The sequence below is a fragment of the Schaalia georgiae DSM 6843 genome, from assembly GCF_000429245.1.
Taxonomy (GTDB): Bacteria; Actinomycetota; Actinomycetes; order Actinomycetales; family Actinomycetaceae; genus Pauljensenia; species Pauljensenia georgiae.
In genome coordinates, this window is record NZ_AUBM01000006.1 from 376,107 (window position 1) to 389,947 (window position 13,841).

Here is a 13,841-nt window from a genome sequence, read left to right on the forward strand (position 1 = left end):
ACGGCCCCGGGTGCCCGGCGGCCTGTGGATACCGGCACCAGCCGGATCACGGCGGCGGTTCCCTCAGCTGGCTCTGCGCGGCCTTGCGCTTCCCCATGTCGCACACAAGGGACGGAATTAGGAAACACGGCACCGCACACAAGGGCTTGATCCCGCCCTTGTGTGCGACTCGTGTTGCGTAAATCGGGGTCCTTGTGTGCGTACCCGGGCGCTGGGCGCGGCAAGAGCGCCAGCACCCCGGCCTAGTCCCCCAGGGTCCGCGCCTGCACGTGGACGGCGATGTCGCGCCCGATCCGCGCCCCGTACTCCACGCACTGGGCGACGTGGACCAGCCACTCGCCGGCCCCCGCCTCGTCGCCGGACGCCCAGCCCGCGAGCGCGCGGGCGGCACCGACTGGGTCCAGCGCGTCGGCAGCCGAGACCACGGCGGCCCCCGTCGGATCCACCCCGCTCGAGACGAGTATCCAACGGGCCAGACCGGCACCGACCGCAACGGAAGCGGGTGAGAAGACCTCGCACTGCCTGAAGTGTGCGATGACCGCCCCGGCGCGGGCGATGGCAGGGGCGTCGATACGGGTGCGCGCCATGGCGGCGGCCAGCACGGCCGGGGAGGCGGGGATCGCGACCCGCCCGGCCGGCAGTCGGCCCGATGCCACGAGCGCCGAGCAGGCGTCGCGGTGCAGGGAGGCCACGAGCGCCGGCAAGGGCATGGGCGCGCGCCCCGCCCCCGCGCGGCGCTGGTTGAGGGGCTCGAAGCGGAACGCCATGTTCCACTGGGAGCGCCATATCCCCACAGCGAGCGCGGTCGCGGGATCGAAGTCGGCGCCCCCGGTGTCCCGCATGGAGTGGGTCCGCAGGTCGTCGACTGTGACGCGCGCGCCCTCGAGGACGGCCAGGGCGGCGGCCTCCCTGACGGCGGCCTCGGCGCGCGCCTCCTGCCAGCCCCTGCGCAGGCCCTCGGCGAAGCGCAGGTCCCCGAGGGCCTGGTGGGCGCGGTCGAAGGCCGCGCGGACCCCGGGGCGCGAGGCTGCGGCGCGGACCGTGGCGGGGGCCGGGCCGGCCGGGGTTTCCATAGTCACGCCCCTACACTAGGGGCATGCCGACTTTGAAGCACTACCTCGACTCCGCGCGCCTGCGCAGCGGGGTCTTCGCGTTCGTCTTCGCCCCCATCGCCCTGGTGTTCATGGGGTCGTCGATGGCGGATGTGCAGTCGCTGACGGCCGCGGGACAGCCCTTGGCGTCGGTGGAGGGCCTCATCGGGCTGGCACTGGCCTCGACGCTGTTCGCCCTGATCGCGATGAACTGCGACGACTCGTCCGCCGGGATGTTCGTGGCCTTCGGGTGGTCGCTGGTGATCGGCACGGCGCAGATGGCGGGCTACCTGCAGGTGCCGATGCTCATGAAGTCCCCGATCCGCCCCCACGACATGCTGGCAGCGATGTCGTGGAGCATGTACCCGGTGGCGATGGCGGCGATCCTGGCCGCCAGCGCCGTGACCGTGAAGTCCGTGCGGGTGCGGGCGGGGGAGACGACACGGATGCCGCTCGCCCGCACCCACCGGAGCGCTTTCGGGGCCTCCGTCGCCCTGCCCGCCGCCGCCGTCGTATTCGCCGTGTACGTGTACATCGCGCCGAACAACTCCGTGGGCGTGGCGCACGAGGGCCTGATCGGCCTCGTTTCCTCCTACGAGTACCATCCGGCCATGGCGCTGGCGGGGGCTGGGGCGCTGGCCGCGATGGCGCTGAGCGCCCGGTGGTCGATCACAGGAACGCAGCTGGGCGCTTGGGCCGTGCTGGTGCTGCCCTCGTACCTGGTGGTCCCCGTGTGGGCGTCTTTGACGGGGAATGTGGTGGTTCCCGGCAAGTCGCCGATCACCCAGCTGCTTGTGGCGTCCCCCGTGCTGACGGCGCTCGGCCTGACGGTGGCGACGACGTCGTTGGGGACCTTGTGGTCGCGGACGAAAGCGCTGCGGGCGTTGTCCGCCGCGACGGAGGGGGACGATCAAGGGCCTGCCGGGTCCTGAAGTAACCTTGTGGGAGCGCGTCCGTTATCGTGTGCGTGAAGAGGAGGAGTCCCATGTCCGAAAACGAGTCCCCCGACGCCGAGGCGTCCCAGCACCCGCGCCCCGATGACTGGGCGGTGGACCGCGGGCGCGACCACGCGCTGACGGGCGAGGAGATCGAGCTGCCCGGCGCGGAATACGGCGACGCCGCCGACATAGTCGGGCTGTCGAGCGTCCCGGTGGTCACCGGCGAGATCGAGGCCGTGTCCGTCGGCGCCCGGCGCTCCTCGAACCCCAATGTGGGGCCCCTCCAACCGAAGATCGAGGACAGGATCTCCACTGGTGAGATCCCTGTCGCCCCCGTTCCCTCGGCGTCCGAGATCCCGGTGGTCCCGGCTCCCGGCGCCGGGGCGGACAGCGAGCCGGATGCGGGCCCGCGGGACTCCGGCGTTTCCGGGCGGGATCCGTCGGCCGCCTCTGCTTTAGAGGCGGGGGCCGCTTCGGAGGCGGCCCAGGAGCAGAAGGAGGCCCCGGAGGGCACAGTAAAGGGCGCCGGGGCGGAGGGGAGGAGCGGGGACTCCTCCGGCCTTGGGGGGCCTGTTCCCTCCGACGGCCCCTCCAAGGAGCCCGGTTCCGCGCACTCTCCTGGACCCGGCGCGCCCGACGCTTCCCCCGACGGCGTGGACGAGGGCCCCGCACCGACCCCGGCGCCCGAGGCGCCCTCGGGATCCGCGCCCGCCCCGAAGGCGGAGTCGGCTCCCTCCCCCGAGCCCGCCCCCAACGCCGATGCGCCGGATCCGGCGGACGCCGCCTTCCCCCCGCCCTCCCCCTCGGACACGCGCTCCACGCAGGACACGATCATCTCGGACCACCCGTTGGTCCCCCGCTCCGCAGCGGAGGCCGGGAAGGGACGGGACGCCGGAAAGGACACGGGCGCGGCGGAAGCCCCCGGGACCGTGAAGGGCGCTGGCGGTGCGGAGCCGGAGGACGCGCCACCCGCGCCCGCCACAGGAGGATCCGACCACGACGGGGCGGGCAACGCCCCGAAGGGGACGCCCGACTCCTCCGCACCCGCCACCGAGCCCCCTGCGGCCCCCCGGAGGGTCGACGATGCGCCCGCACCAGCGCCCCAACCCCCCGCGCCTGCTCCGTCTGCGGACGGGGAGCCGCCGGAACCGCCCAGGTCTGCGGCCCAGCCCCCTGCGGCTCCCGAGGGGGCCGATTCCCCCGCGCCCACTACAGAGCCCTCCGCGGGAGCCGACCGAGCACCGGCGCCAGCGGCCCAGCCCCCTGCGGCTTCCGAGGGGGCCGACGAAGCGCCCTCGCCGCACGGGCGCGCCCGGCACGGCATCCCACTGCCCGAGGAGCACGCAGGGGCGCAGCGCCCCAAGCGGCGCTCCTGGCTGTTCTCCTCCCGCGCCGCCCAGGAGCCCCCCGCCCCCGAGGAAGCGGAACACGCCGCCGGGGAACGCGCCGGCGACCGCGCTGAGGAGCCCCCGGCCCCGCCCCTGCCGGAGCAACCGGAAGTCCCGGAACCTCCCGTCGGCACGGGGCCGGCGGAGCCGCCCCGGGCGGATAGTGATGGGGCGCCGAGCGCCCCAGAATCGGAACGCGCCGGCGAACGCGCTGAGGAGCCCCCGGCCCCGCCCCTGCCGGAGGGGCCCAAGTCCGCGGAAAAGCCCAAGGACGAGCACAGGGAGGAGCCGCCGTCCGCTGCGGAGGACGCCCCCTCTGCCTCGCCCTCCCCGTGGTCGGTCCTCCCGCCGGGCGCGCCCCGGCGGTCCCGTCGGCGCGGGGTCAGCGAGGCCCCCGCCAAAGACAGCGAAGAGTCCTCCGCGACCGCTGCGCCGGACGCGGATGCCGAGTCCCCGCGCGCCCCCGGGGGCGCCGGACGGAACAAGCCCCCGACGCCCCCCGCCACCCGTATGTCGAGGCGCGCGCGCCTCGGATGGGACCGGCCCGCCCCCGCGCCCGCTGACGAGGAGCCCCCAGAGGCAGTCGCGACAGAACCGTCCGTGCCCCGTCCGGAGTCCGCTTCCGCACTGCGGTTCCCCGCCGCGCCCGCTGACGAGCCCGCCGCGCCTGCGGAGGAGCCGCCCTCGACCGCCCGCCGCCCGCCCCTGGAGACCCGCAAGTCCCGGCGCGCGCGCCTCGGATGGGACCAGCCCGCCCCCGCGCCCCGGCCCGCTCCGGAGCCCGCCGCCGAGGAACCCGCCGTGAGCGAGGAGAAGTCGGCGTACCCCACGGCCGCGTACTCCGACGAGATCCGCTACCCCACCGCGTACTCCGCAGGTGCCGCCTACCCGGGCGCCCGGTCCGACGAGGACTCCGCACAGGCGGATGACGCGACCGGCACGGCCGAGGACACGGATTTCCGTGGCGGCGCCGGGGCCGACGACTCCCGCTCCGCACACTCGTCCTGGCCCAGCAGCCCGCTGCCGGTAGCCGGGTCCCCGGGCGGGCAGTCCTCCTCGTGGAACGACGAGATGACCCGGACCTATTGGCACTCGCCCGAGGAGGTCGAGTCCGAGCCAGTCCGCGCCGAGCCCGACATCGACGAGACGGGCGTCATCGCGCCCACCCGCCGCTCGCTGCTGTCCTCCGACGAGGAGGAGCCCCCCGCCCCCACCCCCGAGAAAGCTGAGGAGGAGGCGGAGGAGTTCGAGGAGTCCCCGCGCGCCGCTTCCCTGGACGACGCCATCTTCGAGGGCACGACCGTCAAGGCGGAGCTCCCCAACCGCTCCCGCGCCCACTGGGTGGGGCTGGTCGCTTTCGCCATCGGGGTTCCGCTGGCCTGGTTCCTGGCCGCCGACGCCGGGGCGCGCATGACTCTGGCGGACAACGCGCCCATGGTGACGGGCACGGCGTCGTTCCTCGCGCTCGGCGAGCTACTGGGCGCCCTGGCCTTCTCCGTCCTCCTCATCGCCTCCGCCCGGCAGTCGTCGCTGGGCGCTTGGGCGGTGGGCGGGCTGTTCACCCTGATCGGCCTGCCGTGGGTACTGGTGCCCGGGCTCACCGCGACCGCCATGTTCCCGGTGATGAGCGCCCTCCAGTCCTCCGGGGCGGTCGGGGCGAACCTGCAGCACCACCTGCAGGCGTCGGGCTACTCGGGCCGCTTGCTGCTCATCGGCGTCGTCCTGATCGGCCTGGGTTACGTGTCCCACACGACCAGGCGCATCGGACGCGCGGAGGAGGCACGGCGCGCCGAGGTCGAGAGGGTCAACCCGTCGGGGGCGCACTTCACCTCCCGGGAGCGCCGGCGCGCCCACCGGGCGGAGGGGAAACGATGAGAGCCGCCGGGGGCGCCGCAGCCATCGAACTGCCCGGCCCCTGGACCCACCGCCACATCACGGCGGGCGGCGCCTCGTTCCACGTCGCCGACGCCGGCACGGCGATGGATTACGCGCTCGTGCTCCTGCACGCTTTCCCGGAGCACTGGTGGAGTTGGAGGGACATCATCCCCCCGCTCGCCGGCACCGGGCGGCGCGTCGTCGCGATGGACATCCGAGGATGCGGCACCTCCGACCTGTCGCGCGGTGCCTCCGACCTGGTCCAACTCGCACAGGACGTGATCGGCGTGGTACGCGCCCTGGGCATCTCGTCGTTCAGCGTCGCGGGAGCGGGGGTCGGCGGGGCGATCGCCTGGATGATCGGCGCCCTGGCCCCCTCCGAGCTGCGCTCCCTCATCGCACTGGGCGCGCCCCACCCACTGGGGGTCCAGCCCGTCATCGGACACGCCCCCTGGTCGGGCGGGCGCCTCCTGCAGGGCAGGCTCGCCCTGCCCACCGGGCGCACCCGGGCGCTGCGCGACGGGCGGATGCTCGACGCCGTCTACCGGTCGTGGGCGTCCCCGTCCTCGCGCGAGCGCCTCGACTCCCAGTCCGGACCGTTCCGCGCTGCCCTGGCCCGCCCCTTCGCCCCCCACACGGCGCTGAGGGCGCTGCGCGCTGCGCGCCACCCGTCGCGCGAGGCCCGGCGGATCCTGCGCTCCACCACCATCGCCGTTCCAGTTCTGTCGATCCAGGGCGGCGACGACGGGGCGTGGTCCCCCATCGACCACGCGCACGACACGACTTTCGTCGACGCCCCCCACTCCTGCGTGGTCATCCGCGAGTCGGGGCACTTCCTACCCGAGGAGGCGCCCTCACAGGTCGCGCGGGCCCTCACCGCCCATCTCGACGACCTCGCGGACACATCGGACCGTGATTAGACACCTCACAAAAAACGGCGGATAAACTTCGTGATCTCTGTTCGATGGGGCATAATGGTGTGATACGCGGTACCTCTGAGTGATCGATATTACGCACGGGGATGTCGCGTGAATCCCCAATCGGGCCCGACAACCGCCGGGCATGAGCAGAACGGAGATCCTCCGAGATGATCGGTGACGGAAACTTCATCAGCCAGGTCCCGCTCTTCGGCGGCCTTGACGACGCTCAGCAGGTGTCGCTCCAACAGAAAATGGGCCACACCACCCTGCGTCGCGGCGAAACCCTCTTCGACGAGGGCGACCTCGGCGACCGCCTGTACATCGTGACCGAGGGCAAAGTGAAACTCGGACACACTTCCAACGACGGACGCGAGTCCCTGCTGGCGGTGCTCGGCCCCGGCGAGATCATCGGCGAGCTCACCCTCTTCGACCCGGGGCCCCGGTCCACGACCGCGACCGCGGTGTCGCCGGCCTCGCTGCTGTTCCTGGAGCACGAGGACCTCATGCACGTCCTCGACACGAACCCGACGCTGGCCAAGCACATGCTCCGCGCACTCGCCCAGCGCCTGCGCCGCACCAACGAGTCCCTGTCGGATCTGGTCTTCTCCGACGTGCCCGGCCGCGTCGCCAAGGCACTGCTGGACCTGGCCGACCGCTTCGGGACGTCCACCGACAAGGGCGTGCACGTCCCCCACGACCTCACGCAGGAGGAGCTCGCCCAGCTGGTCGGCGCCTCGCGCGAGACCGTGAACAAGTCGCTGGCCGACTTCGTCTCCCGGGGCTGGATCCGCCTCGAGGGACGGGCCGTGACTCTGCTCGACGTCGACCGCCTCGCCAGGCGCGCGCGCTGAAGCGCCCGGGCGGAGCGATCAGGGCGCCACAACCGCAGCGGAGGGGCCGGGGATGCGCATCCCCGGCCCCTCGGCGCTCACTCCTGGACGGGGCGCTTGAGGTAGGCGACCAGCGAGTCGGAGCCCGTCGGACCGGGAACGACCTGGACGAGCTCCCACCCGTCCGCGCCCCACTGGTCGAGTATTGCCTTCGTCGCGTGCGTGAGCAGCGGAATCGTCGAGTACTCCCATTTAGTCATGGGATCATCCTACAGCGGACTCCCCGCGCACCATCACGAGCACTTTGGGCACCTTGGGCAGCCTGATCTCCCCGGCCAGGGGGTCGTCGGAGTGGCGCAACCAGTCGAGCCAGTCATCGACATCCGGGTAGTGGCGCAGCATCGCCCGGCGCTCCCGCTCGGTCAGTCCGCCCCACACCCCGTAGTTGGCCCCCGACTGCAGCGCGTCCGCGAGGCACTCGATCCGCACCTCGCACATGAGGCAGCGCTGGCGGACCTGCCGCTGCGAGGCGCCCTGGACGAAGAGCGCGTCGGGCTCGTAACCCGCGCACAGGGCGCGCGATACCCAGCTGTGGTCATCATCGTGCGTGCTCATCGTTCATCTCCAGGTCGCTCGACGCCGAGCCGTACCTGTGATACTACGCACAAGCGAGGGCCTCTGCAAATGTGAACGTTCACATCGCGCACGGCCCCGGAGCAGGGCCGAAAAAGGGCGACCCGTCACCTTCTCCCCCACCACAACCGCAGGGCACGTATCCTTGGAGCATGTCGCATTCGAACCCCCGCGCCGTCAGGCCCACGCAGTTGTTCGGACTCCTGCTCACCTTCGTGAGCGTCTCCGCGCTCATGGGCGTCGTCGGAGCCGGCATACTGGTCCCCGTCGTCGGCCCCCTCGCGATCGTGACGAAGTCCGCTCCCACGGTCTTCAACGACATCCCCAGCGACATCCAGGTCGTCGAGCCCGCCGAGGAGTCCCAGCTCCTCGACGCGTCCGGCGGCGTCATCGCGCGCTTCTACGACAAGCAGCGCATCGTCGTGCCCTCGGCCAACATCGCCGACGTCATGAAGAAGGCGATCGTCGCGATCGAGGACAAGCGCTTCTACAACCACCACGGCGTCGACCCCACGGGCATGCTCCGCGCGCTCGTGTCGAACCTGGGCGAGTCGGGGACCCAGGGCGCCTCGACCATCACCCAGCAGTTCGTCCGCAACGCCCTGGCCGAGCGCGGCTACCTCGAGGGCGACGTCGACCAGGTGGCGGCGGCGACCGAGCAGACCACGGAGCGCAAGCTCCGCGAGGCCAAGTACGCCCTCGCCATCGAGAAGATCATGACGAAGGACGAGGTCCTCACCGGCTACCTCAACATCGCCCCCTTCGGGCCCATCACCTACGGCGTCGAAGCCGCTTCCCTCAGGTACTTCTCCAAGTCCGCCTCCGAGATCAACTACCTCGAGGCCTCGCTGCTGGCCGGCCTGGTCCAGTCCCCCGTCCAGTACGACCCGCTGAGCCACCCCGAAGCAGCCCAGGACCGCCGCGACGTCATCCTGTCGGTCATGCTCAACCAGGGCGTCATCACACAGGAGGAGTACGACAAGGGCATCGCCACGCCCCTGGCGGACATGCTCCACCCGACGGTCACCCCGGAGGGCTGCTCGGGCGCCGACGACTCGCGCGCCTACTTCTGCGACTACGTGCTCTCCCAGTTCCTGGAGGACCCCACCTTCGGCGAGACCCGCGCCGACCGCGAGCACATGCTCAAGACCTCCGGCATCACCATCAGGACCACTTTGGAGCCCGCCAACCAGGACGCGGCCTACTCCGCGCTCACGGGGGCGATCCCAGTCGGCGACGCGTCCGGAGTCAACGACGCGCTCGTGTCCCTGGACCCCAAGACTGGCAAGATCGTCGCCATGGCGCAGAACACCACCTACGGCGTGGGCGCGGGGGAGACCATGTCGAACTACGCCTCCGACGGCAAGTTCCAGGTCGGGTCGACGTTCAAGGTCTTCACCCTCATCGAGTGGTTCAAGGAGGGGCACACCGCCAATGAGACCGTCGGGTCGAACAATACGACCTACGGCTCCAACGCCTTCAGGTGCAACGGCTCGCCCATCTACACCGACACCTACCCCGTCCAGGACCTCGCGGGCAAGACGGGCACCATGAACGTCGTGCGCGCCACCGGCCTGTCGGTGAACCAGGCGTTCGTGAACATGGCCAGCCGCGTCGACTTCTGCAAGATCTTCCAGAACGCCTACGACCTGGGGATCACTGAGGACGGCGAGGTCCCCACCGCCTACCCGGCGAACATCCTCGGCTCCTCCTCGGCCTCGCCCCTGCAGGTCGCCTCCGCGTTCGGGGCCATCGCGAACAGCGGCACCCAGTGCTCGCCCCAGTCGATCGCCTCCGTGTCCGACCGCGACGAGAACGTGCTCAAGCAGTACGAGCCCACCTGCAAGAGCGTCCTGGAGCCCGATATCGCGAACAAGACGGCGTCGCTGCTCACGGCCTCGGCGGGGCAGTACTACACGTCGACGAAGCTCGCCGACGGGCGGCCCTACGCCGCGAAGTCGGGAACCACGGACTACAGCTCGAACACGTGGCTGACGGGCTTCACTTCCTCGCTGGTCACCTCCGCGTGGGTGGGCCACGGCGAGAACTCCTCGGCACCGGTGTGGGACACCACGATCAACGGGCGCTTCTACCACCAGATCTTCGGCGAGACATTCGTGGGCCAGAACATCTGGGCGCCCTACATGTCCCAGGCACTGGCGGGCACCCCGCGTTGAGCGGGCCGTTAGCGGAGCCGACCGCGCCCCGGGTGGCCGCGCCCCCGGCCAGGGCGGCCGCCGGGGCCGCGCGCGCCGCCGCGGTAGCCGTGGGCGCGGTCGCGGCACCGGGAGCCGCCGCCCTCGCGTGGGGCGGCGTGGAGAGGCGCCTGCCCGTCGTCCGCCGCTTCGAGGTGCCCGTGGCCAGGCCCGTCCCCGAGGTGACGATCCTGCAGATCTCCGATCTCCACCTCTTCCCCGGGCAGGAGTTCCTCGTGGACTTCCTGCGCCGTGTCGCCGCCGCGGAGCGCTTCGACGTGGTCGCCTCCACGGGCGACAACTTCGGCGGCGCCGACGGGGCGGAGCTGGTGCGCGAGGCCTACGCCCCCTTCCTGGACCACCCGGGCTTCTTCGTGCTCGGATCCAACGACTACTACTCCCCTGTGCGCAAGAACTGGGGCCGCTACCTGACGCGCTCGAAGGCCCCCCACCCCCGCGTCGTCCCCGACCTGCCGTGGACGCCGATGACGCGCATGATGACGGACGCGGGCTGGGTGGATCTGTCGAACAGGGCCGGGGACCTGGAGGTCCCCGGGGTGGGCGCGCTGTCCCTGCTGGGCACTGACGACGCGCACATCCACCGGGACCGCTACGTCGATCCCGGCCCGTCGTGGGAGCACGAGGGCGTCCTGCGCCTCGGAGCCACCCACTCCCCCTACACGCGCGTCGTCTCCGCGCTCACGAGGCGGGGGGCGGACCTCATCGTGGCGGGGCACACCCACGGCGGCCAGATCGGCCTACCCGGTTTCGGCGCCCTGATCACGAATTGCGACATACCGCGCCGCTACGCGAAGGGCCTGTCCCAGTGGCACTCCCATGGCCGCGCCTCGTGGCTGCACGTGAGCGCAGGACTGGGCACGTCGCGCTACGCGCGGATCCGCGTTGCAACGAGGCCGGAGATCTCACTGCTGCACGTCTTCCCCGCACTGGGCGCGTGCCTGTGACCGATCGGGCAGCACCGCCCGGTCCGCTGGTTTTGGCGTAGAGCGACCAGGGCCGTTATACTTATGCGGTCGCACGGGGTGTGGCGCAGCTTGGTAGCGCGCTTCGTTCGGGACGAAGAGGCCGTGGGTTCAAATCCCGCCACCCCGACTCGTGCGGGAGCCGCCGGGCCGTATGGCCCGGCGGCTCCGTCGTTCCTTTCAGGGCCTCCCGCTGTCGATGAAGGCCAGCATGCGGTCCAGGCTGTGCGCCCAGAAGAGGGTGAGCCCGTCGGACTGCGCGGCCACCAGGTTATGGACCTTGAACACGCCCGAGAGGACTGCGGCGGGGACGCATGTGGCTGTGCCGAACTCGTGGAGCCAGGTCCGCGCCTTCACCGCGGCGTCGTTGTTGAGGCGCTTGACGGAGTTCGTCGACGAGTTCGACACCTTGCACTCCGTGGGCATGACGCGTCCGTCCCACAGGCGGATGATGAGGTCCGCTTTACGGCTGCCGAAGAGCGCCTCGGCGCAGAACTGGCCGCGGTCGGGCAGGTGGGAGACGTTGGCGACCGCGGGCGTGGGGACCTCGGTGAAGCCGGCGTCGAGCAGTGCACGGGCCACTGCGCCCTCCTGGCGCCGTTTCGCCTCGTTCCTGCGGTCGGTCTGGACCTTCTGCGTGGCGATGAGCGCCGCGGTCGCCACCACTGCGGCCTTCCGCTCCTCCTCGGTGGCCCGGCGGCCCTGCGCGACCCACGGGAAGCGCTCGCCGTCCAGGCCCAGCAGCACCGTGCCGACGACCCGCCCTGCCATGCCGGGATCCGCTGCGAGGCGCTTGGGCGTGAGGACCGCGTCAGCCAGGACCTTCAGATCGTCCTCGCTGATCGCCGGCGAGGCCAGGTAGCGCACCGCCGTCAGCCGTTCGGGGTCCGTCAGCACCCCGACGGCCCGTTCCGCCAGGCGCGCGAGGTCGTCCGTCTGGTCGATGAGGCGCTCGACGAGGCCGCGGTAGTGCGCGAAGTGGTGGAGGTAGGACTCGAGGGGCTCGTGCACCCGGGTGTCGCGGAACTGGAGGACCGCCGCCGCGGCGTCCTGCTCGAACTGCGCCTCGCTCCACCTCGGTGGGCCCACCGTCTCCATTCAGACCCCCTCGCTGAGCATCTCGGGACTGGGGATCGCGATGCGCTCCATCTCCTTGGGCTCGAACTTCACCAGTCCGCCCGCGTAGGCCCTCCCCTGGGAGAGCGAGACCTCGGAGCGCAGCCACTGGGCGAGCCTGTCCAGCACCACCGCGTCCATCTGCTGGCGGGGGTAGAGGCCGTGGGCGATGTTGATGTGCCGCGCGCCCGCGTCGTTGCGCACGAAGGCCGGGGGGCGCCTCGCCATGTAGGTCGCGAGGATCGGAGCCGCCTCCCGCAGGCCCACGCTCCACCACGCCTTGCGGTTCGACGCGACGTACCCCTTGTCGACTCCCCGCGCCAGCGCGCCGCGCAGGAATCTGTCGACGAGGGCGCGCTCGTCGGCGTCGAGGACGTCGAGGTCCACGGGCAGGTCCACGACCCGCCGCAGCTTGTCGAGACTGCCGAGGCGCGCGCCCGCGCCGAAGAGCTCGCGGGCCCGCGTGATGGCGGGGAAGAGGACGCGTTCGGGCAGGTCCGGGCTGGCGCCGGGCCGGACCCACACGGCGTTGGCCCCGGTGACGGTCCCCCGGTGCACGCGGCAGAGCTCGCCGAGCTCCACGTAGCCGGCGGGCAGCTTGGGGGCCGGGCGCGTCAGGAGGGACCAGCGGCCCGCGCCCTCGAGGCGCTCGCGCCCTATGGCGCGGCCTTTGTCCAGCGCGCCCAGGTCGGCGACCGAGCGGACCCTCCTCACCCGCATCGAAGAGGGTGCCGCCCCCATCTGGAAGCAGGTGATCGCGCCCGTCGTGGCCGCGTCCGCGAAGGGGAGCACGCCGGGGTCGAGCACGTGCAGCGACTCCCCGCCGAGGCCGTCGAGGAGCAGTTGGCGCACCAGTTTCCCGTAGTTCACGTCCAGCCACTCCGAGGACGTGATGAAGGCCCCGTAGTCCCCGGGCCGTCCGTGCTCGGCGGTGGCGAGGAAGAAGTGGACGTGGAGTCCCGCCAGGGCGCTCGCGTCCAGGCCCCTGCGGCGCGAGGTGCGGCGCAGCCACGCCTTCCACTCGGGCGAGATCCCGTGGTGCCTGACGTAGGGGGGGTTGCCGATGAACAAAGTGGTCCCCGCGATGGCGGGCAACCGGAGGCGCCGGTAGTCGCCCAGGTGCACCTGTGAGCGCCCGGCCAGCCCGGAGGCGGCCAGGTTCGCGCGGAGCATCAGGGTCGCGACCGGGTCGATGTCCGATCCGTGGAGCCTGGCGCCGGGGAAGCGCCTTCCCGCGCCCAGAAGGTACCGGCCCGAGCCCGCGCCCGGATCGACGACGCGCGCGGGCGAGCCGTGCTCGTCGGCCCAGCGGAGCATCGCGTCGATGATGGGCCGCGGGGTGTAGGTCTGCCCGAGGGGGCGGCGCTCCTCGGGCGTGCGCAGCGCGCAGTAGAAGTCGCCCAGGGGGTCCTCCCCCCCGTGTATCCGCTCGCGCAAGGAGCGGACCAGGGCGGAGCCGACGCGCCCCTGCGCCTGGGCGGCCAGGCGTTTCTCGGCGCTGCTGAGCGGGCCGACCCCGTCGGCGCCGAGCGCGAGGGCCAGCGAGGCGAGGGACTGCAGGGTCGTCGGGGCTTCCACGTCCCGTATCGTCTCAGACGGCGCCGGCATCTGCGTCCTCGCCCTGGCGCCGGAGGCGGAACACGCCCCGGGAGACCCTCACGAAGTAGCGCTCGTCCTGCAGGGCGCTGCGGTACGACGAGGCGGGCGCCTCCCCGACTTGGGGCCGTACTCCGTCGCGGATCTGGCTGATCGTGGCACTATCCCCGTCGAGGGTCGCCAGGAACGCGCGCATGGCGGTCTTCAGCTCATTGTGCGGGCGGCGTTTCCCTCCCATTGCGCTCCCCTTCCGCTCCAGGTGGAGTCGACGCTATT

Annotated in this window: 12 protein-coding genes and 1 tRNA gene; 7 read left to right on the plus strand and 6 right to left on the minus strand. The window is 72.0% G+C overall.

The genetic code is table 11. The features are described 5' to 3' along the window. Positions 1-242: 242 nt before the first annotated feature. The gene (locus G447_RS0101700) at positions 243-1,073 is read right to left on the minus strand and encodes a hypothetical protein (RefSeq protein WP_243442278.1); all 831 of its coding nucleotides are present in this window, start codon (positions 1,071-1,073) and stop codon (positions 243-245) included. Between the two features lie 23 nt (positions 1,074-1,096). Here G447_RS0101700 and G447_RS0101705 point away from each other — a divergent pair, with 23 nt between their 5' ends. From G447_RS0101705 to G447_RS0101720, 4 genes are all read left to right on the plus strand, one after another. Further along, positions 1,097-2,023, plus strand: coding sequence for a hypothetical protein (locus G447_RS0101705; protein ID WP_026429804.1), 927 nt, complete (start codon positions 1,097-1,099; stop codon positions 2,021-2,023). Positions 2,024-2,076: 53 nt separating this feature from the next. Next, complete coding sequence (locus G447_RS12200; protein ID WP_051226186.1) at positions 2,077-5,292, plus strand: hypothetical protein; 3,216 nt, start codon at positions 2,077-2,079, stop codon at positions 5,290-5,292. After that, positions 5,289-6,212: an alpha/beta fold hydrolase gene (locus tag G447_RS0101715; protein ID WP_005871957.1), complete on the plus strand. Its 924-nt coding sequence runs from the start codon at positions 5,289-5,291 to the stop codon at positions 6,210-6,212. The genes G447_RS12200 and G447_RS0101715 overlap by 4 nt, the downstream gene beginning before the upstream one ends. A gap of 167 nt (positions 6,213-6,379) precedes the next feature. Further along, a complete protein-coding gene (locus G447_RS0101720) occupies positions 6,380-7,063 on the plus strand; it encodes a Crp/Fnr family transcriptional regulator (RefSeq protein WP_005871971.1) in 684 nt (227 codons plus the stop codon). Positions 7,064-7,140: 77 nt separating this feature from the next. Here the strand turns inward: G447_RS0101720 and sp36 are convergent, their stop codons facing one another. Both sp36 and G447_RS0101730 read right to left on the minus strand, forming a co-directional pair. Further along, positions 7,141-7,302, minus strand: a complete 162-nt coding sequence (gene sp36, locus G447_RS12205) for a Sp36 family protein (protein ID WP_005871962.1) — start codon at positions 7,300-7,302, stop codon at positions 7,141-7,143. A gap of 4 nt (positions 7,303-7,306) precedes the next feature. Next, positions 7,307-7,657 carry a WhiB family transcriptional regulator gene (locus G447_RS0101730; protein WP_005871969.1) on the minus strand — a complete coding sequence of 117 codons (351 nt, stop codon included), beginning with the start codon at positions 7,655-7,657 and terminating at the stop codon, positions 7,307-7,309. 170 nt (positions 7,658-7,827) lie between these two features. Here G447_RS0101730 and G447_RS0101735 point away from each other — a divergent pair, with 170 nt between their 5' ends. The 3 genes from G447_RS0101735 to G447_RS0101745 all read left to right on the plus strand — a co-directional run bounded on the left by G447_RS0101735 (position 7,828) and on the right by G447_RS0101745 (position 10,983). Next, positions 7,828-9,852: a transglycosylase domain-containing protein gene (locus G447_RS0101735; RefSeq protein WP_026429805.1), complete on the plus strand. Its 2,025-nt coding sequence runs from the start codon at positions 7,828-7,830 to the stop codon at positions 9,850-9,852. 32 nt (positions 9,853-9,884) lie between these two features. Further along, positions 9,885-10,835, plus strand: coding sequence for a metallophosphoesterase (locus G447_RS10860; RefSeq protein ID WP_424141087.1), 951 nt, complete (start codon positions 9,885-9,887; stop codon positions 10,833-10,835). Positions 10,836-10,909: 74 nt separating this feature from the next. Further along, a tRNA-Pro gene (locus G447_RS0101745) sits at positions 10,910-10,983 on the plus strand. A 50-nt stretch (positions 10,984-11,033) separates the two neighbouring features. Here G447_RS0101745 and G447_RS0101750 read toward each other — a convergent pair. The 3 genes from G447_RS0101750 to G447_RS0101760 are packed head-to-tail and all read right to left on the minus strand — an operon-like array spanning position 11,034 to position 13,803. After that, complete coding sequence (locus G447_RS0101750; RefSeq protein WP_026429806.1) at positions 11,034-11,951, minus strand: XamI family restriction endonuclease; 918 nt, start codon at positions 11,949-11,951, stop codon at positions 11,034-11,036. Next, on the minus strand, positions 11,952-13,577 hold the full coding sequence (locus G447_RS0101755; protein ID WP_034475911.1) for an Eco57I restriction-modification methylase domain-containing protein: 1,626 nt from the start codon (positions 13,575-13,577) through the stop codon (positions 11,952-11,954). It lies immediately after the preceding gene. Beyond that, positions 13,561-13,803, minus strand: coding sequence for a hypothetical protein (locus tag G447_RS0101760; protein ID WP_005870008.1), 243 nt, complete (start codon positions 13,801-13,803; stop codon positions 13,561-13,563). The genes G447_RS0101755 and G447_RS0101760 overlap by 17 nt, the downstream gene beginning before the upstream one ends. Between the last annotated feature and the right edge of the window lie 38 nt (positions 13,804-13,841).

Excerpts from the sequence above, each read along its gene's own strand:
- G447_RS0101700 (WP_243442278.1), bottom strand. The coding sequence starts at position 1,073 with ATGGAAACCCCGGCCGGCCCGGCCCCCGCCACGGTCCGCGCCGCAGCC.
- G447_RS0101705 (WP_026429804.1), top strand. The coding sequence starts at position 1,097 with ATGCCGACTTTGAAGCACTACCTCGACTCCGCGCGCCTGCGCAGCGGG.
- G447_RS0101735 (WP_026429805.1), top strand. The coding sequence starts at position 7,828 with ATGTCGCATTCGAACCCCCGCGCCGTCAGGCCCACGCAGTTGTTCGGA.
- G447_RS12200 (WP_051226186.1), top strand. The coding sequence starts at position 2,077 with ATGTCCGAAAACGAGTCCCCCGACGCCGAGGCGTCCCAGCACCCGCGC.
- G447_RS0101755 (WP_034475911.1), bottom strand. The coding sequence starts at position 13,577 with ATGCCGGCGCCGTCTGAGACGATACGGGACGTGGAAGCCCCGACGACC.
- G447_RS0101760 (WP_005870008.1), bottom strand. The coding sequence starts at position 13,803 with ATGGGAGGGAAACGCCGCCCGCACAATGAGCTGAAGACCGCCATGCGC.
- G447_RS0101715 (WP_005871957.1), top strand. The coding sequence starts at position 5,289 with ATGAGAGCCGCCGGGGGCGCCGCAGCCATCGAACTGCCCGGCCCCTGG.
- G447_RS0101730 (WP_005871969.1), bottom strand. The coding sequence starts at position 7,657 with ATGAGCACGCACGATGATGACCACAGCTGGGTATCGCGCGCCCTGTGC.
- sp36 (WP_005871962.1), bottom strand. The coding sequence starts at position 7,302 with ATGACTAAATGGGAGTACTCGACGATTCCGCTGCTCACGCACGCGACG.
- G447_RS0101720 (WP_005871971.1), top strand. The coding sequence starts at position 6,380 with ATGATCGGTGACGGAAACTTCATCAGCCAGGTCCCGCTCTTCGGCGGC.
- G447_RS0101750 (WP_026429806.1), bottom strand. The coding sequence starts at position 11,951 with ATGGAGACGGTGGGCCCACCGAGGTGGAGCGAGGCGCAGTTCGAGCAG.